The organism is Sinomonas humi (genome assembly GCF_000802235.1).
In the GTDB taxonomy this organism is placed as follows: domain Bacteria; phylum Actinomycetota; class Actinomycetes; order Actinomycetales; family Micrococcaceae; genus Sinomonas; species Sinomonas humi.
Genome location: NZ_JTDL01000151.1, coordinates 1 through 22911, shown reverse-complemented (window position 1 = coordinate 22911; position 22911 = coordinate 1). Strand labels below are relative to the sequence as shown.

Annotated in this window: 18 protein-coding genes and 1 rRNA gene; 15 read left to right on the top strand and 4 right to left on the bottom strand. The window is 68.2% G+C overall.

All coding sequences use genetic code 11. The features are described from left to right. Positions 1-40: 40 nt before the first annotated feature. Genes LK10_RS19390 through LK10_RS19380 form a run of 3 tightly spaced genes read right to left on the bottom strand, consistent with a single transcriptional unit; the run spans position 41 to position 6351 of the window. Complete coding sequence (locus LK10_RS19390) at positions 41-1408, bottom strand: M1 family metallopeptidase (protein WP_043127631.1); 1368 nt, start codon at positions 1406-1408, stop codon at positions 41-43. Next, positions 1405-5346 carry a Pls/PosA family non-ribosomal peptide synthetase gene (locus LK10_RS19385; RefSeq protein ID WP_081998701.1) on the bottom strand — a complete coding sequence of 1314 codons (3942 nt, stop codon included), beginning with the start codon at positions 5344-5346 and terminating at the stop codon, positions 1405-1407. Before LK10_RS19385 ends, LK10_RS19390 begins: the two co-directional genes overlap by 4 nt. A 30-nt stretch (positions 5347-5376) precedes the next feature. After that, complete coding sequence (locus LK10_RS19380; RefSeq protein ID WP_043127624.1) at positions 5377-6351, bottom strand: quinone oxidoreductase family protein; 975 nt, start codon at positions 6349-6351, stop codon at positions 5377-5379. Positions 6352-6476: 125 nt separating this feature from the next. On the opposite strand from LK10_RS19380, the gene argC reads away from it, so the two are divergent. The 11 genes from argC (at position 6477) to LK10_RS19325 (ending at position 17186) form a co-directional block, all read left to right on the top strand. Beyond that, positions 6477-7523, top strand: coding sequence for an N-acetyl-gamma-glutamyl-phosphate reductase (argC, locus tag LK10_RS19375; protein ID WP_043127622.1), 1047 nt, complete (start codon positions 6477-6479; stop codon positions 7521-7523). Next, positions 7520-8686, top strand: a complete 1167-nt coding sequence (gene argJ, locus LK10_RS19370; RefSeq protein WP_043127619.1) for a bifunctional glutamate N-acetyltransferase/amino-acid acetyltransferase ArgJ — start codon at positions 7520-7522, stop codon at positions 8684-8686. The genes argC and argJ overlap by 4 nt, the downstream gene beginning before the upstream one ends. A gap of 6 nt (positions 8687-8692) precedes the next feature. Next, complete coding sequence (gene argB, locus LK10_RS19365; protein WP_043127616.1) at positions 8693-9664, top strand: acetylglutamate kinase; 972 nt, start codon at positions 8693-8695, stop codon at positions 9662-9664. Further along, entirely contained in the window at positions 9661-10965 is a 1305-nt protein-coding gene (locus LK10_RS19360) for an acetylornithine transaminase (RefSeq protein ID WP_043127615.1), read from the top strand. Before argB ends, LK10_RS19360 begins: the two co-directional genes overlap by 4 nt. Next, complete coding sequence (gene argF, locus LK10_RS19355) at positions 10962-11945, top strand: ornithine carbamoyltransferase (protein ID WP_043127612.1); 984 nt, start codon at positions 10962-10964, stop codon at positions 11943-11945. Before LK10_RS19360 ends, argF begins: the two co-directional genes overlap by 4 nt. A gap of 14 nt (positions 11946-11959) precedes the next feature. Next, positions 11960-12478, top strand: a complete 519-nt coding sequence (locus tag LK10_RS19350; RefSeq protein WP_043127608.1) for an arginine repressor — start codon at positions 11960-11962, stop codon at positions 12476-12478. A gap of 20 nt (positions 12479-12498) precedes the next feature. Next, positions 12499-13002: an SRPBCC domain-containing protein gene (locus LK10_RS19345; RefSeq protein ID WP_197062005.1), complete on the top strand. Its 504-nt coding sequence runs from the start codon at positions 12499-12501 to the stop codon at positions 13000-13002. 89 nt (positions 13003-13091) lie between these two features. Beyond that, positions 13092-14297 (top strand): argininosuccinate synthase, encoded by a 1206-nt coding sequence (locus LK10_RS19340; protein ID WP_043127605.1) that lies wholly within the window; start codon positions 13092-13094, stop codon positions 14295-14297. A gap of 2 nt (positions 14298-14299) precedes the next feature. Then, positions 14300-15727, top strand: a complete 1428-nt coding sequence (argH, locus tag LK10_RS19335; RefSeq protein ID WP_043127601.1) for an argininosuccinate lyase — start codon at positions 14300-14302, stop codon at positions 15725-15727. 43 nt (positions 15728-15770) lie between these two features. After that, positions 15771-16517: a maleylpyruvate isomerase family mycothiol-dependent enzyme gene (locus LK10_RS19330; RefSeq protein ID WP_052207605.1), complete on the top strand. Its 747-nt coding sequence runs from the start codon at positions 15771-15773 to the stop codon at positions 16515-16517. A 9-nt stretch (positions 16518-16526) separates the two neighbouring features. Beyond that, the gene (locus LK10_RS19325; RefSeq protein WP_043127597.1) at positions 16527-17186 is read left to right on the top strand and encodes a DNA-3-methyladenine glycosylase; all 660 of its coding nucleotides are present in this window, start codon (positions 16527-16529) and stop codon (positions 17184-17186) included. Between the two features lie 92 nt (positions 17187-17278). Here LK10_RS19325 and LK10_RS19320 read toward each other — a convergent pair whose 3' ends face one another. Beyond that, the gene (locus LK10_RS19320) at positions 17279-17935 is read right to left on the bottom strand and encodes a GNAT family N-acetyltransferase (protein ID WP_043127595.1); all 657 of its coding nucleotides are present in this window, start codon (positions 17933-17935) and stop codon (positions 17279-17281) included. A gap of 82 nt (positions 17936-18017) precedes the next feature. Here LK10_RS19320 and LK10_RS19315 point away from each other — a divergent pair, with 82 nt between their 5' ends. From LK10_RS19315 to LK10_RS19300, 4 genes are all read left to right on the top strand, one after another. Continuing rightward, the gene (locus LK10_RS19315; protein ID WP_043127592.1) at positions 18018-18569 is read left to right on the top strand and encodes an adenine phosphoribosyltransferase; all 552 of its coding nucleotides are present in this window, start codon (positions 18018-18020) and stop codon (positions 18567-18569) included. Positions 18570-18656: 87 nt separating this feature from the next. Further along, positions 18657-20909, top strand: a complete 2253-nt coding sequence (locus LK10_RS19310) for a HelD family protein (RefSeq protein ID WP_043127634.1) — start codon at positions 18657-18659, stop codon at positions 20907-20909. A gap of 17 nt (positions 20910-20926) precedes the next feature. Next, positions 20927-22234, top strand: coding sequence for a tyrosine--tRNA ligase (tyrS, locus tag LK10_RS19305; RefSeq protein WP_043127587.1), 1308 nt, complete (start codon positions 20927-20929; stop codon positions 22232-22234). 449 nt (positions 22235-22683) lie between these two features. Further along, a 16S ribosomal RNA gene (locus LK10_RS19300) occupies positions 22684-22911 on the top strand; the annotation flags it as partial.

The window sequence follows — 22911 nt, the reverse complement described above, 5'->3', positions numbered from 1 at the left end:
CTCGGGCTCCCGGGCGGCTTCGTGGCGGCACTCGCCGTCGTCAAGCCTTGACGACGCCCTCGGGCAGGGCAGGGAGCTCCTGGCAGTAAAGCCAGCGGTCCAGTATGCGCGCGGCGTCGAAGTCCGCGACCTCGATGCAGACGCGGTCGAGCACCGCGACGAGGTCGGGCGTTGACGCGTTGCCGTGGCGGTAGTCGGATGCGAAGGCCCGCAGCGAACGGAAGAAGAGCTCCTCGCCCACAGCGCAGCGCACGGCATGCAGCGCGAGCGCTCCGCGCTTGTAGACGCGATCGTCGAACATGAGATGCGGCCCTGGGCGCCCGATCTCGAGATCCTGCGGTTCGTCGCTCAGATAGCGCCAGGCCGCAGCCGCGCGTTCTTTCGCCGACCGCAGTCCCGCGCGCTCGCTCCACAGCCACTCGGCGTAGCAGGCGAATCCTTCATGGAGCCAAATGTCCTGCCACCGCAGAACTGTCACGGAGTTGCCGAACCACTGGTGGGCGAGCTCGTGGGCGAGCAGGCGTTGTGCTTCCCAGGTCAACTTGATGTGGTTGGGTCCCACGATGGAGAGGGTCTGTGATTCGAGCGGGATCTCCAGCTCGTCCTCCGTGACGACGACCGTGTAGTCGCGGAAGGCGTACGGCCCGAACAGCTCGGTGAAGAGCTCGACCATGCGAACTTGATCCTTGAGGCCGGTCTGGGCTTCCGCAAGGAGTTCGGGTGGCACCGCGGCTCTCACTCGGACCGTCGTCCCGTCCGTGCTGGCGCACGTCCCGAGTTCGACTTCCCGGTAGCGGCCGACGAGCAGGGTCGCGAGATAGGGCGCCATCGGTTCGCGCTGCTCGTACACGTAGGTCGTCCTGCTCGACTTGCGGCTCTGGCCCGCCAGGAGCCCGTTCGAGACGGCCCGGTATCCTGCGTCCACGGTGGCCGAGATGCGGAAGGTCGCCTTCTGGCTCGGATGGTCATTGCACGGGAACCACGTCGGCGCGCCCGTGGGCTGACCGGCAACGAGCACGCCGTCCTCGAGCTCTTCCCAGCCGATTTCTCCCCAGACGCCCCGGATGGGCCGGGGCGTACCCTCATAGCGGACGTCGAGCTCGAAGCCCCGGCCCGGGGGAATCCTGTCCTTGAGCCTGATGATGAGCTGGTCCTCTCGCTGGATGCTCTTCGCGGCTTTCGCGCCGTCGATGCGGACCTTCGCAGCCTTCAGGCCCGAGAGGCTGAGGACGACGGCGTCGAGTTCCTCGCGTGCCTCGGCGAGGATATGGGCGTGGCCCTCGAGCCGATTGCTCGAGAGCTTCACGTCGAGGTCCAGATCGTAGTGCCGGACCCGGTAGGCATCGGTCCCGTGCCCAGGCGTGTAGGGGTCGAGGGACTCTGCGCTCGGGTTCTTCGAGGGGCTCATAGGCCAGATGCTTTCGGCGGGGTCCACGGGACCACCGGGTTGCCGCGCCAGTAGGTGCCAGCCGGGACGTGCTCACCGCGCATCACGAGGGACGCCGGGCCGACGGTCCCACCGCGACCGATGGCGGCGCCGGGCAGGATCACTCCGTGGGGGCCCATCGTCGCGCCCTCCGCGAGGGCCACCCCATCGATGCTCATGATGCGGTCGTGGAAGAGATGGGTCTGGACCACGCAGCCACGGTTCACGGTCGAACTCGGGCCGAGCTCTACGAGGTCTGCCTCGGGGAGCCAATAGCTTTCGCACCAAGCACCCCGTCCGATCCGGGCCCCGAGCGCTCGCAGCCACCACACGAGGGCCGGCGTCCCGGCTGCGGCTCGCGCGAACCATGGAGCAGCGACCATCTCGACGAATGCGTCCACGACCTCGTTGCGCCACACGAAGGAACTCCACAGGGGGTGCTCCCCAGGGCGGATCCGGCCCACGAGCGCCCACTTGGCGACAACGGCCGCCGCGGCGGCGACGGCGCCGGCCCCGAGCATCACCGCGCCGCACAGGAGCGCGGCGGGCAGGTAGCCCGAAGCCGCGGCGAGCCAGTCGAGGGCGGCGAGGGCGACGACGGCGATCGCGACCGTGAGGACGACGGGTACGGCGCGGCACAGCTCCCAGAACCCGCGGGCGAGCTTGAGCCGGGTGGGAGGGTTGAACGTTCGGCTCGCATCGGACTCGAGGGACGTTCGTCGCAGCCGGACGGGCGGACTGCCGAGCCAGGACGAGCCAGACTTCGCCTTCTTGGGCGTGGCGGAGAGCACCGCGACGAGTCCGTCCTTCGGCACCGACCGGCCAGCCGCCGTCATCCCCGAATTCCCTAGGAAGGCGCGTTTCCCCACCTTGGCGGGAGCGATCCGGAGCCAGCCTCCGCCGAGCTCGTAGGAGGCGACCATCGTGTCGTCGGCGAGGAACGCGCCGTCGCCCACCGTGGTCATCTTGGGCACGAGGAGCACAGTGGAGGCCTCGACATTCCTGCCGATGTCCGCGCCGAGCAGCCGGAGCCATGTGGGGGTGAAGAGGCTCGCGTAGATCGGGAAGAGGAGGTCGCGGGCCAGATCCAGGACGCGTTCCGTGGCCCAGACCTGCCAGCCCACCCGGCTACGAATCGGATACGTGCCCTCTCGAAGGCCCAACCCCAGCAGGCGAGTCGAGACGGCGACGAGGAGCAGGTTCGCGGCGAACCACACCGCTGCTGCGAGGGGGGCCGCGGCGAGGAGCCAGGGGAGGGCAGCGTGGAGGCTCTCGTGACCCACCCCCGCCCAGACGAGCACTGCGCCGGCAGCGGCGCCCGAGACGTAGGGGATGAGGGCGAGGAGGGAGGAAGCGATCCCAAACGCGGCGATCCATACGCCCTCGGCGAGAGTGGACTGCTCGGGACGTTCAGGCCACTCGGGCTTGGCCTTCCCTACGCGCTGGGCCGGGGACCCGGAGACGCGGAGGCCGGCCTTGACCTTCCCGGAGACAGCTGATCCGGGGTCGATCACAGCGTTCGCACCGATCTGGGCACCGGGGAGAAGGGTGGATCGCGAGCCGATCGTGGCGCCAGCCCCGATCCGCACTGCTCCGACGTACACGGAGTCGCCGTCAATCCACCAGCCGGCGAGGTCCACTTCGGGTTCGACCGAGGCGCCGTCGCCGATCGAGAGCATGCCCGTGACCGGCGGCACCGAGTGAAGCACGACGTTCCGCCCGATGTTCGCCCCCAGCGCGCGGGCGTAATAGGGAACCCAAGGGGCGCTTGCGAGGCTCACAGCCTGGGAGAGGTCCGAGATCTGCTCGGCGAGCCAGAGCCGGAGATGGATGCTTCCGGCCCTTGGGTAGTGCCCGGGCACGACTCCGCGGAGGAGGAGCCGTGCGGCGCCGACGGCGATCGCCATGCGTCCGAGGGGGCTCACGAATACGAGCCACGAGGCTGCAACCCACCACCATGAGATGGTTGGCGCCGCCGAAAATGAGCCCGTGGGGCCGAGCAGGGAGGCGAGCAGGTTGTTTCCCGCCATCAGATACGTGAGCCAGCGCATCCCGACGAGGATGAAGAGCGGTACACCGAGAAGCGTCTGGACTAGCTGGGTGCGCCCCGACGTGGGGGCGACGGACCGGTCGACGGCGGGCACGGCGCCTTCGGGAGCCGCGCCGAGCACGGCTTCCATGAGGGCGCCGAGGCGGGGATGGGCGTAGATGTCAGCAACGGTGACCGTCGGGTAGCGGACGCGTAGCGCAGTGACGAACTGGGCTGCCGAGAGGGAGCCGCCGCCCGCGGCGAAGAAATCGGCGTCGAGGCCGGGAGGCTTCGCCCCGAGGACATTGCCCCACTGTTCGAGGATCCAGGCTGCGTCCTCCGGCAGCTCCAGATCCTCGTCCCTGCTCTGCTCGGTGCCGGGAAGGGGCCAGGGCAGGGCATTGCGATCGACCTTGCCGCTCGTCTTCGTGGGCAGGGAGTCGACGACGGCGAGCACTGGCACGAGGGCTGCCGGGAGGGCTTCGGCCAGACGCTTCCTCGCTGCCGCAAGATCGGGCTGCGCGCCCTCGGACGCCGCGAGGTACCCGACGAGGATCTGGTTCCCCGCCGCCGTCGTCCGCACTGCTGCCGCGGCGCCAGCGATGCCCGGCAGCGCTTGGAGCGCCGCGTCGACCTCGCCGAGCTCGATGCGACGCCCGCCGAGCTTGACCTGCTCGTCGGCGCGGCCCTGGAAGAGGAGGCCCTCACGTTCGAACTTGACGAGGTCGCCCGAGCGGTACGCGCGCTCCCAGCCGAGGGACGCGAGCGGAGCGTACTTGGCCGCGTCCTTCTCAGGGTCGAGATAGCGCGCGAGTCCCACGCCGCCGATGATGAGTTCGCCCACCCCGCCTTCAGGGACGGGCCTGCCTTCCGCGTCGACGACGGCGAGGTCCCAGCCGTCGAGCGGAAGCCCGATCCGCACAGGCCCGTCGCCCCCGAGCGGCGCAGCACACGCGACGACCGTGGCCTCCGTCGGCCCATAGGTGTTCCACACCTCGCGCCCCTCCACCGCGAGCCGCTGTGCGAGCTCGGGAGGGCACGCCTCGCCGCCGAAGATGAGGAGCCGCACGTTTTCGAGCGCCTCCGGGGGCCATAGCGCCGCAAGCGTGGGCACGGTGGAGACCACCGTGATGCCTCTCGCCACGAGCCAGGGACCGAGGTCCATGCCCGTGCGCACAAGCGAGCGCGGCGCCGGGACGAGGCACCCGCCATGTCGCCAGGCGAGCCACATCTCCTCGCATGAGGCATCGAACGCGACCGAGAGGCCCGCAAGCACGCGGTCCTCGGGCCCAATCGGTTCGGCCTTGAGGAAGAGGCGTGCTTCGGCGTCCACGAACGCGGCGGCTGAGCGGTGCTTAACCGCCACCCCTTTGGGCGTCCCGGTCGAGCCGGACGTGAAGATGATCCACGCATCGTCCTCGAGGCCCGGTGGGCGCGGCGTGGGGAACGGTCGCGGCCTCGACTTGCCGACGACCATCTTGCCCTCGGCCCGGAGAATGCCTGCGACCCCGGCCTCGGCGAACACGAGCTTCGCGCGTTCGTCGGGGTCATCGGCATCGACCGGGACGTAGGCAGCGCCCACCATGAGCGTCGCCAGGATGGACACGTAGAGCTCGCACGTTCCGGACGGGATGCGGATGCCGATCCGATCGCCGGCGCCCAGACCGGCCGCATGCAGCTTTCGGCCGAGCGCACGGACTTCCACGAGGAGCTCGGCGTAGCTCAGAACCCGGGACCCGTCGTCGAGCGCGGGCGCTTCCGGGAACGCCTCGGCTGTTGCGAGGAGGATCTCGACGAGAGTCCGCGCGGGTGGCGTGCGCTCAGACCCGGGCAGCTGCGGGACATGCACTGATCCGGAGGGCCCGACGGCAAGGGACTGGGTGTCGCTCACGGTGGCGATGGCGGTCGAGGGACCTGTTGCTCAGCGGCTGGAGGGAATCAGGAGGACCTTGCCCGTCGTCGCCCGGCCCTCGAGGGCCCGGTGGGCGTCGGCCGCCTCGGAGAGCGGGAAGGTCGCGCCGATGCGCACCGAGAGCGAGCCATCCACGGCCGCTCCGAACACCTCCGAGGAGCGCCACAGGCGTTCCTGCGGGTTGAGCAGGTGATGCTTGAGCGTCGGGCGGGTGAGGAAGAGGGACCCCCCAACGTTGAGCCGCTGTGGGTCGACCGGGGGCACCGGGCCGGACGCGGCGCCGAAGAGCACGAGGTATCCTCGCGGGCGCAGGCTCGCCAGCGAGCCGTCGAACGTGTCCCGGCCCACGCCGTCGTACACGACATCCACGCCCGCGCCCCCTGTGAGCTCCTGGACGTGCTCGGAGAACTGGGAGTAGTTGAGGACGTGGTCCGCCCCGGCCCCCGAGGCGAGCTGGGCCTTCTCATCAGTGGAAACGGTGGTGAGGACGCGCGCGCCCTTGGCCTTGAGCAGTTGGATCAGAAGCAGGCCGACCCCACCGGCTCCGGCGTGGACGAGCGCGGTCTGGCCAGGCTCGACGCGGAACGTCGAGTTGATGAGGTAGTGCGCGGTCATGCCTTGGAGAGGGAGGGCAGCCGCCGTCTCAAGGTCGAGGCCGTCCGGGACGGGGAGTGCCTTGTCCGCGTCGACGAGCATGTACTCGGCGTAGGTCCGCCGGCCCTCGGCGGTCGCGACCCGGTCCCCGACCCCATAGCCCTCAACACCTTCGCCGACCTCCTCGATCGTGCCGGACGCCTCGTCGCCCGGGGTGAAGGGGAACGGGACGTTGTAGATGCCCTGGCGCTGGTAGGTCTCGATGAAGTTGATGCCGGTCGCGGCGATCTTGACCAGAAGCTGGCCCGGGCCCGGCTGCGGCCTTTCGACTTCGTCGAGGACCAGGACTTCGGGTCCGCCCGGCTCGGTGGCGACGATGGCTTTCATCATGGAGTCTTCCTCTTTCCAGCGTTGCTTCAGGAGTTCTCGTCCGGACCCATCCTAAGGAGGGCCACCGCCGATTCTTTCATGCATAAATATTGATAGTTCTGCATAAGTTTGCCTATAGTGGCCGGGTGACTATTACCGCAGCAGTGTCCGGGGCCAGCGGCTACGCCGGGGGAGAGGTCCTCCGCCTGCTGGCCAACCACCCCGAGATCGAGATCGGAGCCATCACCGCGCACAGCAGCGCTGGCAGCAGGCTGGGCGAGCTCCAGCCGCATCTCCTCTCCCTCGCGGACCGCACGATCACCGAGACCAACCCCGAGAACCTGGCGGGGCACGACGTCGTATTCCTCGCCCTCCCGCATGGCGCCTCCGCAGCGGTCGCCGCGCAGCTCCCGGAGGACACGCTCGTGATCGACGCTGGCGCGGACCACCGGCTCGAAGACCCCGAGGCGTGGTTCAGGTTCTACAGCTCGGAGCATGCGGGAACGTGGCCATACGGGCTGCCTGAGCTGATGCTCGACGGCGGCCACCGCCAGCGCGAGAAGCTACTGGGGGCCCGCCGCATCGCCGTCCCCGGCTGCTACCCCACCTCGGCCCTCCTCGCACTCGTGCCGGGCTTTGCTGCAGGGCTGCTCGAGCCACGCGACGTCGTGATCGTCTCGGCCTCGGGCACTTCCGGCGCGGGAAAGTCGGCGAAGCCACACCTGCTTGGTTCCGAGGTCATGGGTTCGATGAGCCCCTATGGCGTGGGAGGCGGGCACCGGCACACGCCCGAGATCGAGCAGGGACTGTCGAACGCCGCGGGGGAGTCCGTCACCATCTCCTTCACGCCCACTCTTGCGCCCATGAGCCGGGGCATCCTCACGACTGCAACGGCGCGGGTGAAGCCCGGCGTCGACAAGGCCGCGCTACGGGCCGCCTGGAGTGACGCCTACGGGGACGAGGAGTTCATCCATGTCCTGCCCGAGGGCCAGTGGCCCGCCACGCAGATGGTCCTCGGTTCGAACAACGCCGCCATCCAGCTCGCGTTCGACGAGCACGCTGGCCGCGTGATCGTGAGCTCCGTGATCGACAACCTCACCAAGGGCACCGCGGGCGGCGCGGTGCAGTCCATGAACATTGCGCTGGGGCTCCCCGAGGGCGCCGGCCTCGCACAGCTGGGAGTCGCACCGTGACCGTCACCGCACCCAAGGGCTTCCGGGCCGCCGGCGTGACCGCCGGAATCAAGGCCTCAGGCAAGCCAGACCTCGCCCTCGTCGTGAACGACGGCCCGGAGAAGAACGTGGCCGCCGTCTTCACCTCCAACCGCGTCGCCGCCGCGCCGGTCCGCTGGTCGAGGCAAGCCGTGAGCGATGGGCGCGCGGACGCCGTCGTCCTCAACTCCGGCGGGGCCAACGCGTGCACCGGTCCGCAGGGCTTCCAGAACGCCCACAAGATGGCTGAGAAGACGGCCGACGTGCTCGGGATCTCGGCAGCGGACGTCGTCGTCTGCTCGACCGGCCTGATCGGCGAACAGCTTCCCATGGACAAGGTGCTCACGGGCGTCGACGCCGCCGCCGCTGCGCTCGCGGACGATGGCGGCCATTCAGCCGCCGTCGCCATCATGACGACCGACACGGTGCCCAAGGAAGCACTCTTCACGGGGGCCGACGCGGCGGGCACGACCTACACGATCGGCGGCATCGCCAAGGGCGCCGGCATGCTCGCGCCCGGACTCGCGACCATGCTCGTCGTCCTCACAACCGACGCCGCGGCTGCCCCGGAAATGCTCGACGCCGCGCTCCGGGACGCCACCCGGGTCACCTTCGACCGCGCAGACTCCGACGGCTGCATGTCGACCAACGACACCGTCGTGCTGCTCTCCTCTGGCGCGTCCAACGCTGTGCCCGGCGCCGCCGACTTCACGGCGGGCCTCACCCAAGTCTGCGCCGAGCTCGCCCGCAAGCTCATCGGCGACGCCGAGGGCGCGAGCCACGACATCGCGATTCGCGCGTTCAACGCGGCATCGGAGAGCGATGCCGAAGTGGTCGCGCGCGCCGTCGCCCGTTCGAACCTGTTCAAGACTGCGATCTTCGGAAAAGACCCGAACTGGGGCCGCGTACTCTCCGCCGTCGGCACCACCGACGCCGTCTTCGACCCTGACGAGCTGAGCGTGGCGATCAACGGCGTCCAGGTTTGCCAGAAGGGCGGGATCGGCGAAGACCGTTCGCTCGTCGACCTCGAGCCGCGCGACGTGCTCGTCGAGATCGACCTCCAGGCGGGCGAGGCCGAGGCGACAATCCTGACCAACGACCTCACGCACGACTACGTGCATGAGAACAGCGCCTACTCGAGCTGAGGCCGCATGACAGAGTCAGCAACCAACACAGCGTCAAACACGAATATCCGCCTCGCGATGGACAAGGCGGCGACCCTCATCGAGGCGCTGCCGTGGATCCAGAAATTCGCGGGCAGCACGATGGTCGTCAAATACGGCGGCAACGCCATGGTGAACGATGAGCTGCGGCGAGCGTTCGCCGAGGACATCGTGTTCCTGCACCACGTCGGGATCCGGCCCGTCGTCGTCCACGGCGGCGGCCCACAGATCAACCGCATGCTCGAGCGCGTCGGGATCGAGAGCGAGTTCAAGGGCGGCCTCAGGGTGACCACCCCTGAGGCGATGGACGTCGTCCGCATGGTGCTCACCGGCCAGGTCGGGCGCGAGCTCGTCGGCCTCATCAACTCCCACGGCCCTTATGCTGTGGGCCTTTCGGGCGAGGACGCCGGCCTGCTGCGCGCCGTGCGGACGGGGGCAGTGGTCGACGGCGAGGAGGTCGACCTTGGCCTTGTGGGCGAGGTCGTCGGAGTCGATCCCGCGGCCGTGCACGACATCCTCGAGGCGGGTCGCATCCCGGTCATCTCGACTGTCGCGCCGGAGGTGGTGGGGCACGACGCCCGCGACGGCGTGAATGACTATCGGCCCACGGGCCAGGTCCTCAACGTCAACGCGGACACCGCAGCCGCGGCCGTGGCAGTCGCCCTCGGCGCGTCACGGCTCGTCGTGCTCACCGACGTCGAGGGGCTCTACCGCAACTGGCCGGACAGGGATTCCCTCGTCTCGCAGATCTCGGCTTCCGAGCTACGGGACATGCTTCCGAGCCTCGAATCGGGCATGATCCCCAAGATGAGCGCGTGCCTCAAGGCCGTCACGGAGGGCGTGGACCGCGCGGCGATCGTCGATGGGCGAAGCCCCCACACAATGCTGCTGGAGATCTTCACGGACGCCGGCGTGGGCACGCAGGTTGTGCCCGATGAACATGCAGGAGGAACCGCATGAGCACTTCCCAGACTCCTGAGGCCCGGCAGGTCGCCGAGCTCGTGGGCGCGTCGACCGGCGAGGCCTGGCTGGCCCGCTACTCGGATTCGCTCATGGGCGTGTTCGGGACGCCCCAGCGGGTGCTCGTCCGGGGGCAGGGCTGCTACGTGTGGGACGCCGACGGCAAGCAGTACCTCGACCTGCTCGGCGGGATCGCCGTCAACGCGCTGGGGCACGCCCACCCGTTCGTCACGAGCGTGATCTCGTCCCAGCTCGCGACCCTCGGGCACGTCTCGAACTTCTTCACGAGCCCCACACAGGTCGCGCTCGCCGAGAAGCTCCTCGAGATCACGCATGCACCGGCCGGGTCCAAGGTCTTCTTCGCCAACTCGGGCACAGAAGCGAATGAGGCAGCGTTCAAGCTCGCCCGGCGCAATGGCGACGGCGGCCGGCGCACCAAGATCGTCGCGCTCGAGGGTGCCTTCCACGGCCGCACGATGGGCGCCCTCGCCCTGACGGCCAAGAAGGCCTACCGGGAGCCGTTCGCACCGCTGCCCGGCGGCGTCGTCCACGTCCCATTCGGCGATCTCGACGCGCTCCGCGCCGAAGTCGACGAAACCACCCAGGCCCTCTTCCTCGAGCCCATCCAAGGCGAAGCCGGCGTCGTTCCGCTCCCGGAGGGCTACCTCGCCGAGGCGCGCAGGATCACGCGAGAGGCCGGAGCCCTCCTCATCGTCGATGAAGTCCAGACGGGCATCGGGAGGACCGGCTCGTGGCTCGCGATCGACGGGTCAGGTGTGGTCCCCGACGCGGTCTCCCTCGCCAAGGGCCTCGGCGGCGGCTTCCCCATCGGAGCACTCGTCACCTTCGGGCCGGAGAACAGCGCGCTGCTCTCGGCAGGCCAGCACGGCACGACGTTCGGCGGCAATCCCGTCGCGACGGCCGCCGCGCTCGCGACGCTCCACACGATTGAGAGCCAGGGCTTGCTTGGGCATGTCCGCTCGGTCGGCGAGCACATCGCTGCCGCGCTCGAACGGTTGCCTGAGGTCACCGAGGTGCGCGGCCGTGGCCTCCTCGTGGGCTTCGACCTCGCCGGTCCCGGAGGGGACGCGACAGCGGTGGCTGACGATGCAAACCTCGCGGGCGCCGTCGTCAATGCAGCCCTCTCGGCAGGCTTCATCGTCAACGCGCCGGGACCGCGAACCATCAGGCTCGCCCCGCCGCTCATCCTCACCGTCGAGCAGGCGGACACGTTCCTCGCCGCACTGCCGGGTCTCGTGGAGGCAGCGGCGGCCGCACTCAAGCAGAAGGATCCGTCATGACAGCACAAGCCTCAGGAACAGTCCGGCACTTCCTCAAGGACACCGACCTGAGCCCGACCGAGCAGGCCGAGGTCCTCGACCTCGCATTGCGGCTCAAAGCCGCACCGTACTCGGTTCAGCCCCTGGCCGGCCCCGGGAGCGCGCGCAAGACAGTGGCGGTCATCTTCGACAAGACGTCCACGCGAACCCGCGTCTCGTTCTCCACGGGAGTGTCCGATCTCGGCGGCACGCCACTCATCATCAACCCGGGCGAGAGCCAGATCGGGCACAAGGAGTCCGTCGAGGACACCGCGAAGGTGCTCGAACGGATGGTTGCCGCGATCGTGTGGCGAACGGGCGCGCACCAGGGCCTTGTCGACATGGCGTCCCATTCTCGCGTTCCGGTCGTCAACGCGCTCTGCGACGACTACCACCCGTGCCAGCTCCTTGCCGACCTCCTCACGGTCAAGGAGCACAAGGGGGCGCTCGCTGGGCTCTCGATGGCGTACCTCGGGGACGCGGCCAACAACATGGCCAACTCCTACCTGCTCGCCGGTGTCACGGCGGGTATGAACGTGCGCATCGCGGGCCCGGAAGGCTACCTCCCGGCGCCCGAGGTCGTGGAAGAGGCGGAGGCCGTCGCCGCCCAGACGGGCGGCTCCGTGCTGGTCACCGTCGATCCAGCAGCGGCCCTCGAGGGGGCTGACGTCGTAGCGACCGATACGTGGGTGTCAATGGGCCAGGAAGCGGAGAAGGAAGCCCGCATGACCCTCTTCCGCGACTACAGCATCGATTCCGACGCGATGGGCAAGGCGGCCGGCGACGCGATCTTCCTCCACTGCCTCCCGGCCTACCGGGGCTACGAGGTTGCAGGGGAGGTCATCGACGGCCCGCAGTCAGTGGTGTGGGACGAGGCGGAGAACCGCCTGCATGCGCAGAAGGCATTGCTCGCGTGGCTCCTCCACCGGTCAGGGCAAGCCAAGGTGGAGGGCCTGGACTAGATGCGGCCAGCCTCATGAGCCTCGCTCCCGGCCCAGCCCCCCAGACCAAGGCTGCGCGCCAAGCGCGCATCCGGGCGATCCTTGCCGGACAGCCCGTGCGTTCCCAAGCGGAACTCGCGGCACTTCTCGCGGACGACGGCGTGCAGGTCACCCAAGCCACACTCTCGCGCGACCTGGTCGAGATCGGCGCCGTCCGCGTGCGGGGGGCCGACGGGGGGCTGGTGTACGCCGTCCGCGGCGAGGGAGGCGATCGCAGCCCCCGCATCGGGCTCGATCCCGAGGTCCTCGACGCGCGTCTCGCCAAGCTGTGTGCCGAGCTCCTCGTGACGGCCGAGGCGAGCGCGAACATCGTCGTCCTCCGCACGCCCCCCGGTGCCGCTAACTTCCTCGCGCTCGCGATCGACCATTCGGTCATTCCGTCGGTCCTCGGGACCCTAGCCGGAGACGACACGGTCATGATCGTCACCCGCGAGCCGCTCGGCGGGGAAGCCGTCGCCGCCAGGTTCCTCGAACTTGCTTCACAAGGCGGCTGACTGGGCGGGACGATGGGGCCATGACAGCGTCAAATGAGACAGCCTCCGGCATCGTGTCCAATGAGACAGCCTCCGGCCTAGTGTCCAACGAGACAGCCTCCGCAGTCTCCGACCGCATCGACAAGTCCATCGAGATCGCGGCGCCGGTCGAGCGGGTCTTCGCGCTTGTATCGGAGCCGGGCTGGTTCGTCAATGACGGGGAATACCGTCCGCACCAAATCGACCGCGACGGTGATGTGAGCCTCGTCCGCGATCCGGTTCACGGCGACTTCGGCATCCTGACCGTGGAACTCGATGCCCCTCATCACGTGGTCTTCCGCTGGGTTGGCGAAGGTGCGGGGTCGACCCTCCTCGAGTTCTTCGTCGAGGAGTACGACGGCGGCGCGCGGCTTCGCGTCGTCGAGACCGGCTTCGCGTCCCTCCCGGGAAGCGACGCCGACAGGCGCGCGGCGTTCGAGGGGAACAGCCAAGGCTGGGACATCGAGTTGGGGGTTGCCCGAGCGGTGTGTGAAAGCGCTGAATAGTTATGTAGACTTCTGAATAGTCATTCGTTCGATCCCGGTCCCTTTGGGACACGGACGGCTTCAAGACCAGTCACTCCAAGGAGAACAACGTGAAGGATCGCATCATCCTCGCCTACTCGGGCGGCCTCGACACGTCCGTCGCGATCGGCTGGATCGCGGACGCCACGGGCGCCGAGGTCGTCGCCGTGGCAGTCGACGTCGGGCAGGGCGGCGAGGACCTCGAGACCGTTCGGCAGCGCGCCCTCGGCTGCGGTGCCGTCGAGGCGTACGTTGCCGACGCGCGCGACGAGTTCGCGAACGAGTACTGCATGCCGACCCTCAAGGCGAACGGGCTCTACCAGGGGCACTACCCCCTCGTCTCGGCGATCTCCCGCCCGGTCATCGTCAAGCACCTCGTCAAGGCGGCACGTGAATTCGGCGCGACGACCGTGGCTCACGGCTGCACCGGCAAGGGGAACGATCAGGTCCGCTTCGAGGTCGGCATCCAGACGCTCGGTCCCGACCTGAAGTGCATCGCGCCTGTCCGAGACCTCGCGCTGACCCGCGACAAGGCGATCGCGTACGCGGAGGAGAAGCACCTCCCGATCATCACGACGAAGAAGAACCCCTACTCGATCGACCAGAACGTGTGGGGCCGCGCCATCGAGACTGGCTACCTCGAGGACATCTGGAACGCCCCGACCAAGGACATCTACGACTACACGCAGAGCCCAGAGTTCCCGCCCGCGCCGGATGAGCTGACCATCACGTTCGAGCAGGGCGTCCCGACCGCGATCGACGGTGTAGCGCACACGCCGCTGCAGATCATCCAGGAGCTCAACCGCCGAGCCGGCGCCCAAGGTGTCGGCCGCATCGACGTCGTCGAGGACCGCCTCGTCGGCATCAAGAGCCGCGAGATCTACGAAGCGCCGGGCGCCATGGCCCTCATCACCGCACACAAGCACCTCGAGGACGTGACGATCGAGCGCGAGCATGCGCGCTTCAAGACGACGGTCGGCCAGCGCTGGTCCGAGCTCGTGTACGACGGCCAGTGGTTCTCCCCGCTCAAGCGCGCGCTCGACGTCTTCATCGACGATAGCCAGAAGTACGTCTCGGGTGAGATCCGCATGGTCCTGCACGCCGGCACGGCCGTGGTGAACGGACGCCGCTCCGACACCTCGCTGTACGACTTCAGCCTCGCCACCTACGACACGGGCGACACGTTCGATCAGTCGAGCGCGAAGGGCTTCATCGACATCTGGGGCATGGCTTCGAAGGTGGCTTCGGGGCGCGACCAGCGGGTCGCGGGGGAGTAGACGTGGCAGAGCAGGGGCGTTCGGGAACGAACGAGGGCGCTCTCTGGGGCGGCCGCTTCGCAGGGGGACCTGCGGACGCCTTGGCGGCCCTGAGCAAGTCGACGCACTTCGACTGGCGGCTCGCGCGCTACGACATCGCTGGCTCCCGAGCCCACGCGCGGGTCCTCCATCGGGCGGGCCTGTTGGACGACGGCGAGCTCGCAGGGATGCTCAAGGCACTCGACGAGCTCGACGCCGACGTCGCCTCCGGCGCCTACCAACCGGCGGAGTCCGACGAGGACGTGCATGGCTCCCTCGAACGCGGTCTCATCGAACGCGCGGGTCCCGCTCTTGGCGGGAAGCTGCGCGCGGGGCGCTCGCGGAACGACCAGGTCGCCACGCTCGGCCGGATGTTCCTCCGCGACCACGCGCGGCTCATTGCGCGGGGCGTGCTCGACACAGTCGATGCTCTCGTCGCCCAAGCCGAGTCGCATCCGGAGGCGGCGATGCCCGGCCGGACCCACCTCCAGCACGCGCAGCCCGTGCTCCTGAGCCATCATCTGCTTGCCCACGCGTGGGCGCTCCTTCGCGACGTACAGCGGCTTCAGGACTGGGACAAGCGCGCTGCTGTCTCGCCCTACGGCTCAGGCGCGCTAGCCGGCTCCTCGCTGGGCCTCGATCCGGAGGCCGTGGCGGCAGATCTCGGCTTCGATTCGGCCGTGCACAACTCGATCGACGGCACTGCGTCGCGCGACGTCTTCGCGGAGTTCGCGTGGGTCGCTGCGATCATCGGCGTGGACCTCTCGCGGATCAGCGAGGAGGTCATCCTGTGGGCCACGAAGGAGTTCTCCTTCGTCACGCTCGACGATGCGTTCTCCACCGGCTCCTCGATCATGCCGCAGAAGAAGAACCCGGATGTCGCCGAGCTCGCGCGGGGGAAGGCGGGCCGCCTCATCGGCGACCTGGCCGGGCTGCTCGCGACGCTCAAGGGCCTCCCGCTCGCGTACAACCGGGACCTTCAGGAGGACAAGGAACCGGTGTTCGATGCAGCGGACACGCTTGAGCTGCTGCTTCCCGCCGTGTCCGGCATGATCGCGACGCTCTCCTTCAACACGGAGCGCATGGCGTCGCTCGCGCCGCAGGGCTTCGCCCTCGCAACCGACATCGCCGAATGGCTCGTGCGGCAGGGCGTTCCGTTCCGCGAGGCGCACGAGCTCTCCGGCGCGGCCGTGCGCCAGGCAGAGGGCCGTGGGGTTGAGCTCTGGGACCTCACGGACGAGGAGTACGCCGCCATCAGTCCCGCCCTCACGCCCGCGGTGCGCACGGTCCTGAGCACCGAGGGCTCGCTCGCGAGCCGGAGCGCCCAGGGCGGCACCGCGCCGTCGGCCGTGGCCCGGCAGCTCGATAGCCTCAAGGCGCAGCTCGGCGAGGCCCGAGGCTTTGCCGGCTGATCGGCTGATCCCCGCAAGCGGTCTGACTGGCTACGCTGAAGGCATGGGAACCGAAGCCGCTGTCCTCACCGATGAGCACCTCCTGGCCGAGATCCGTTCGGCCGCCGACGGAATCCGCCATGAGCTCGACCGGCTGACGGACGAATCGGTCCTGCAGCCCTCCGAGCTGCCGGGGTGGACGAGGGGGCACGTCTTGGCCCACATCGAGGGCATCAGTGCGGCTGTCGCACGGCAGGTCGAGTATGCCCGTCGTGGAGAGAAGGTCGAGCTCTACGACGGTGGCCAGCAGGCGAGGGATCAAGCGATCGAGGACGGCGCCCACGCCACGGCGGACGAGCACCGCGAACGCGTGGGCGCTGCGCTCGGCAGGGTCCTCGACGCGTTTGCCGCCCTTGAGCCGAGCGAGTGGGATGCTCCCGTGCGTTTCCGCAACGGGGTCGTGCGGGACGCAGGCTTCGCTCTCTGGCGCGAGCTCGTCATCCACCACAGTGATCTCGGGACGGGATGCAATCAGCAGGAGTGGAGCTCTGGCTTCTGCCACCATCTCCTCGGCTTCCTCGAGCCGCGCGTGCCAGAGGGTGAGACCTTTATTCTGCGCCCGCACCATGGCGAGGAGATCCGCCTAGGTGAGGGAACGGACGGCGTCATTCTCGAAGGGCGCCTCCAGGACCTTGCCGCTTGGCTTGCCGGTCGCGAGATCGGCCGTGGTTCGGTTCGTGCCGAACACGCGGGGGAGGCAGTCTCGCTGCCGGCCATCGGGCCGTGGCCCTCCGCGCTTGCCGCCAAGTAGCCCCTGCCCATGGAGTACGACGAACTCATCCACTGGCTCCTGCGCGATCCGGTCGCCGTCGCGCCAGACCTCTTGGGGGCCGTCCTGACACATACGACGCCGGAGGGCTCGGTGAGCGTGCGCCTCACCGAGGTCGAGGCGTACCGCGGTCATCGGGACTCGGAACACGCCGACCCGGGCTCCCACTCCTACAACGGTCGGACGGCCCGGAACGAGGTCATGTGGGGGCCGCCGGGGCATCTCTATGTCTACTTCACTTACGGCATGCACTATTGCGCGAACATCGTGTGCGGCCCGGCGGGGCGATCCTCCGGGTGCCTCCTCCGGGCGGGTGAGATCGTGGAGGGGATCGAGCTCGCGGCGTCGCGTCGTGCTGCCGCCCGCAAGGAATCCGAGCTCGCCCGGGGCCCTGCGCGACTCGCCCAGGCGCTCGGTATCACCCGAGAGCACAATGGCGCGGCGCTCGACGGCGACCAGTTCCGGCTCGATCGGCCAGACCACCGCGCGCCTGTCGTCCTCAGCGGCTCCCGGGTCGGCGTAGCCGGAGCCGGTGGCTCGGCAGACTATCCATGGCGGTTCTGGCTCCCGGGAGAGCCGAGTGTTTCGGCCTATCGCGCAGCCAAGCCCCGGACCCGCGCACGCACAGCGGGCAACGCCGTCGTCCGCTGAGCCACGCTGCCGCGCTCTCTCGCCTCGCCCTGCTAGTCCCCGTCACTGGACCCCTCGCTAGTCCCCGTCACTGGACCCCTCACCGGACCCCGTCACGCTGCTTCTTCGGCCCCGTGGCGAACGGCCAGCCGGTCAAGGAGCCTCGCACGCACTCCCGGCCACTCGTCGTCCAGCACCGAGAACACGGCTGTGTCGATGCGAGCCCTTTGAACGGAGGCGCCGGGTGCATTGCTTGGAACCCCGCCTTCGCTTGGAACCCCGCCTTCCTCGTGTTCGGCCCGGTAGGACCGCAAGGTCCCTTCGTACTGCGCCCCCATCCGCCGCAGTGCGTTGGCACTGCGAAGATTGCGTGGGTCGAGCCGAAAGCCGACCCGTGAGACGCCGAGAGCCTCGAAGGCATGACCGAGGAGCAGGAGCTTCGACGCGTCGTTGGCACCCGATCCCCAATACGCGCGGCCGAAGAAGGTTCCGCCGACCTCGGTTCGGCCCTGTACGGGGTTCAGCTCGTACAGTCCTGTGGTACCGATGAGCGCGCCCGTGCGGTCCTGCGCGACCGCGAAGGGCAGCGAACCGGGATCTTCGAGCCGTACGGCGAAGAGCTGCGCGAGAGCTTCCGGGTTCTCCGGGCGCCGGGCGGCCATCCCCGCCCACAGCTCGGCGTCGATGAGCGGGAACAGTTGCTCGGCCTGCAAGGGCGCGAGCGGCAGGAGGCGCACGCCATGTCCGGCGAGGGCAACGGTGTGCTGCATGCGCCTCATTGAAGCAGCCAGAGAGCAGACCGGGGACAGGGAATCGGGCTATGTGGAAATGAACATTCGGTAACGTGGAAGGGTGATCCCAGAAACCGCATCAGGCGAAAGCGTCGTCGACCTCCTCAACCGACTCTGCGCCACTGTGGAGGACTATCCGCGACCAGGCATCATGTTCAAGGACCTGACTCCCGTCTTTGCCGACGGCAAGGGCCTCCGCATCATGGTGGACGAGCTGACGGCTCCATTCGAGGGGCAGTTCGACCTCGTGGCCGGAGTTGAGGCGCGCGGCTTCCTCCTGGCAGCCGCCGCGGCCTACGCCACTGGGACCGGCGTCATCACGGTGCGCAAGAAGGGCAAGCTCCCACGCCAGACTCTCTCGGAGGATTACGCGCTCGAGTACGGGCACGCAACGATCGAGGTGCACGAGGATGACGTCCCGTCCGAGGCGCGGATCCTGCTCCTCGACGACGTCCTCGCCACCGGCGGGACGCTCTCCGCGGCGACCCGGCTCATGGAGCGCTCCGGCGCACACGTGGTGGGGATCGGCGTCGTCCTCGAGCTGGCCGGCCTGGGTGGACGGACCGCCCTTGAAGGGCACGACGTGCATTCACTCCAGCGCATCGAGCTCTAGCGTCACACAGCGAATGCACTTTCCGGCATGTTCACCCGAATCGCTGTAGAATGGACGGTCCGTCATTGCAGTAAGGGGAACATGCCGATGCCCGACGCCGATCTGGCTCACGAACGCGACTACGTGCGGGGCCTCTACCGCCGGCTCGATGAGTTGCGCGACGAGAAGCGCGGCCAGCTCGCTGCCGTGCGCAAGGCGGGCGCTGTCGGTTCCGTGCAGAACATCTCCGAGCGCGACGCCTTCGCGGCCATGTACGAGGACCGGCTCGCACAGCTTGACGCAGTTGAGGATCGGCTGGTCTTCGGCCGCCTCGACCTCGACGACGGCGAGGCACAGTACATCGGCCGAATCGGTCTCAGCACGGACGATCTTCGTCGCCTCATGGTTGACTGGCGGGCGCCTGAGGCGAGCCACTTCTATCAGGCGACGGCGTTCGACCGGCAAGGCGTACGCCGGCGTCGCCACCTGATCCTGCAAGGGCGGGACGTCAAAGCCATCGAAGACGACATCCTGGACGCGGACATGCTCGAGGCCGGCCATCACCAGGGCGAGGGCGCCCTGCTCGCCGCGCTCAACTCCAAGCGCACGGGGCGCATGGCGGACATCGTCAGCACCATCCAGGCTGAGCAGGACCGCATAATCCGTGCGCCCATGCCCGGTGCCCTCGTGGTTCAAGGCGGCCCGGGTACCGGCAAGACTGCTGTCGCCCTGCATCGCGCAGCCTATCTCCTCTACAGCCACAGGGACCGGCTCAAGTCCGCGGGCGTGCTGCTCGTGGGGCCGTCGCCGTCGTTCATGAAGTACATCGAGCGCGTGCTCCCGTCGCTCGGCGAGACCGGCGTCGTCATGTCGAGCCTTGGGCGGCTCATGCCGGGTATCAACGCGGTTCCGGAAGAGGATCCGCGCGTGTCGAGGCTCAAGGGCAGCAAGCGCATGGTGGAACTGGTCGCGGCCGCCGTGTCGAACCGCCAGCGGATCCCATCGGGGGATCGCATCGTCGACGTCGAGGGTCAGAAGCTCGTGCTCACGCCCCGGCAGGTCCGCCGCGCCCGGGACAAGGCCCGCGCCACGGGCAAGCCCTACAACGAGGCACGGAACACGTTCGTCAAGATCCTCCTCCGCGAGCTCACCGAGCAGCTCCAGTCGAAGCTCGAGGCTTCGAGCGTGGGAAACAACGCCGACCGGTCCTATCTTGCGGAGGACGTGCGGCAGGCCCGGGACGTGCGCGTCGCGCTCAATCTCTGCTGGATGCCCATTACGCCGCAGAAGCTCCTCTCGGAGCTTTTCTCGCGGCGCGCCATCCTCGATACTGTCGCGACCGGCCTGAGCGGCGAGGAGAAGGACCTTCTCGAGCGTCCAGCCGACGCGCCGTGGACTGAGGCAGACATCCCGCTGCTGGACGAGGCGGCCGAGCTGCTCGGCGAGCCCGACGCCGCGGGCAGCACCGAGGCGGCGCGCCGTGAAGCCGAACGACGGCGCGATCTGGAGAATGCCGAGCGCACGCTTGCGAACCTCAACAACGCGCTGCGGGAACAGGGCGTGGACGGCGTGGTGAGCGCCGAGGACCTCGCTGACTTCCAGCAGGCGCCCGGGGCGCGGCTCACTGCCGCCGAGCGGGCCGTTGGCGATCGCACGTGGGCCTACGGCCACATCATCGTCGACGAGGCCCAGGAGCTCTCGTTCATGCAGTGGCGTCTCCTCGTGCGCCGCTGTCCGCTCAAGTCCTTCACCATCGTCGGGGACATCGCCCAGACGAGCTCGGCTGCGGGCGCTTCGTCCTGGAGCGCCGCGCTGACCCCGTTCTTCGGAGACCGTTGGCAGCTCGAGGAGCTCACGGTGAACTACCGCACGCCGAGCCAGATCGCCGAGTCCGCGGCTCGCATGGCGGCTGCCGCGGGGCTCACCGTCTCGGCGCCAAAAGCCGTCCGCGAGGGCCAGTGGCCCCCGATCGTAGACCGCGTCGGCGCTGGGACCGTCGTCGAGCGCTTGGTCGCCGTGATGCCGGAGGAACTTGAGGCGGCCGACGGCGGTCTGGTCGCCGTTATCGCGCCGGAGGAGCTCGTCGACTCGGCGCGGAACGCGTTGCGGGAGGTATACGGCGCCCGCGTCGGGGCGGGGGCGGGGAGCTTCGACCAGGACATCGTCGTGATCGATCCTCGCGAGGCGAAGGGCCTCGAGTTCGACGCCGTTGTGGTCCTTGAGCCGGGCCGTCTCGTCGACGAGCACCACGGCCGAGTCGGCGACCTGTACGTTGCGATGACACGGCCCACCCAGCGGCTTCGGCTCATCGCGGCGGACCCGCTGCCGGCCGGGATCGAAGCCCAATTTGCTGATGCCTGACTGATACCGTAGAAGCCGTGCCGCAGACAGTACTCGATACGCAGAAGAACGATCCGAGCTTCCCGAACATCTGGCAGGAGCTCAAGTGGCGTGGTCTGGTCCACGTCTCGACCGACGAGGCGGAGCTGGAAGCTCTTCTCTCGGGGGATCCGATCACGTATTACTGCGGCTTCGACCCCACCGCGCCAAGCCTTCATCTCGGCAATCTGGTCCAGCTTCTCGTGCTCCGTCGCCTCCAGCTTGCTGGTCACCGGCCCTTGGGGCTCGTCGGCGGCTCCACGGGGCTCATCGGGGACCCGCGTCCGACGGCGGAGCGCACCTTGAACACGAAGGACACCGTCGCCGAGTGGGTCGGCTACCTCAAGGCGCAGGTGCAGCGGTTCCTCAGCTTCGAGGGCGAGAGCGCCGCGCGCATGGTCAACAACTTGGACTGGACCGCGCCGCTGAGCGCCATCGACTTCCTGCGGGATATCGGCAAGCACTTCCGGGTGGGGACGATGCTCCGGAAGGACGCGGTCGCCTCCAGGCTCTCCTCCGACGAAGGCATCTCGTACACCGAATTCAGCTACCAGATCCTCCAAGGGATGGATTACCTCGAGCTGTTCAGGGCCTACGACTGCGTGCTGCAGACAGGCGGTTCGGATCAGTGGGGCAACCTGACGAGCGGGACTGAGCTCATTCGCAAGGTCGAGGGGAAGACCGTGCACGCCCTCGGCACGCCACTCATCACGAACGCGGACGGGACCAAGTTCGGCAAGAGCGAGGGCAACGCCATCTGGCTCGACGCTTCCATGTGCTCGCCGTACACGTTCTACCAGTTCTGGCTCAACACCTCGGACGCAGACGTCGTCGACCGGCTCAAGGTCTTCACGTTCCTCACCCGGGCGGAGATCGAGGAGCTTGAGGCGGCAGTCAAGGATCGCCCCTTCGCCCGGGAGGCTCAACGCCGGCTTGCCTTCGAGGTGACGTCGACGGTCCATGGCGTAGATGCAACGGAAAAGGTCATTGCGGCTTCAGCCGCCCTCTTCGGCAACGGTGACCTCGGGATCCTCGACGAGAGCACGCTTGAGGCCGCGACCGCCGAGCTCTCGACGACCGCCGTGACGCCTACCCAGCTGGGCATAGTCGACCTCTTGGTCGCCACTGGGCTCTCCGACAGCAAGTCCGCTGCCCGCCGGACGGTGGGGGAGGGTGGCGCCTACGTCAACAACGTGAAGGTCACCGATCCCGATGCCGTCGTCGATTCGGAGCTCGCCCTCCACGGTCGCTACTTCCTCGTTCGGCGTGGCAAGAAGAGTCTCGCGACGGCGGTACTGACGGACTGAGGCATCGTCTGGCAAGACGGCTTAGCACTTGATCCGCCTTGGGTCCCGCGCGACACGCCCGGGAGTCTGGGCGGATTTGCCGTCCCGGGAGAGGCCGTGTACTGTATTTCGAGTCGCCACCGCAGAGTGGCGGCGAAAATCCTTCCTCCAAGGGCCTCAAGGCGTAAATCGCGGATGATGTTCCGGGATTTGCAGCGAGGCGCTCGAGAAGGTAAATTAGAACCTCGTTCGGTTGGAAGATATCCCGGGTTTTGTGCCTGGGGGATGTACTTTCTGGGCCTGTTGTTTGAGAACTCAATAGTGTGCCATGTTTGATTCGATGCCATTTTTTTGATTGGCTGATGCTGTTCTGCGCGCACCCCCGTGTGTGTGGGATGGTTTTGGCTGGGGTCGGGTTTCTGGTGCGTCTTTTCCGGGCGTGCTGGTTTCCTTTTGTTTTTCGTGTTTTTTTGACGGAGAGTTTGATCCTGGCTCAGGATGAACGCTGGCGGCGTGCTTAACACATGCAAGTCGGACGATGATGCCCTTCGGGGTGGATTAGTGGCGAACGGGTGAGTAACACGTGAGCAACCTGCCCTTGACTCTGGGATAAGCCTGGGAAGCTGGGTCTAATACCGGATATTCGCCTCCTGCCGCATGGTGGGGGGTGGAAAGCCTTGTGCGGTCTTGGATGGGCT

Excerpts from the sequence above, each read along its gene's own strand:
- LK10_RS19390 (WP_043127631.1), bottom strand. The coding sequence starts at position 1,408 with ATGAGCCCCTCGAAGAACCCGAGCGCAGAGTCCCTCGACCCCTACACG.
- LK10_RS19380 (WP_043127624.1), bottom strand. The coding sequence starts at position 6,351 with ATGATGAAAGCCATCGTCGCCACCGAGCCGGGCGGACCCGAAGTCCTG.
- argB (WP_043127616.1), top strand. The coding sequence starts at position 8,693 with ATGACAGAGTCAGCAACCAACACAGCGTCAAACACGAATATCCGCCTC.
- LK10_RS19360 (WP_043127615.1), top strand. The coding sequence starts at position 9,661 with ATGAGCACTTCCCAGACTCCTGAGGCCCGGCAGGTCGCCGAGCTCGTG.
- argF (WP_043127612.1), top strand. The coding sequence starts at position 10,962 with ATGACAGCACAAGCCTCAGGAACAGTCCGGCACTTCCTCAAGGACACC.
- LK10_RS19350 (WP_043127608.1), top strand. The coding sequence starts at position 11,960 with ATGAGCCTCGCTCCCGGCCCAGCCCCCCAGACCAAGGCTGCGCGCCAA.
- LK10_RS19345 (WP_197062005.1), top strand. The coding sequence starts at position 12,499 with ATGACAGCGTCAAATGAGACAGCCTCCGGCATCGTGTCCAATGAGACA.
- LK10_RS19330 (WP_052207605.1), top strand. The coding sequence starts at position 15,771 with ATGGGAACCGAAGCCGCTGTCCTCACCGATGAGCACCTCCTGGCCGAG.
- LK10_RS19325 (WP_043127597.1), top strand. The coding sequence starts at position 16,527 with ATGGAGTACGACGAACTCATCCACTGGCTCCTGCGCGATCCGGTCGCC.
- LK10_RS19320 (WP_043127595.1), bottom strand. The coding sequence starts at position 17,935 with ATGCAGCACACCGTTGCCCTCGCCGGACATGGCGTGCGCCTCCTGCCG.
- LK10_RS19310 (WP_043127634.1), top strand. The coding sequence starts at position 18,657 with ATGCCCGACGCCGATCTGGCTCACGAACGCGACTACGTGCGGGGCCTC.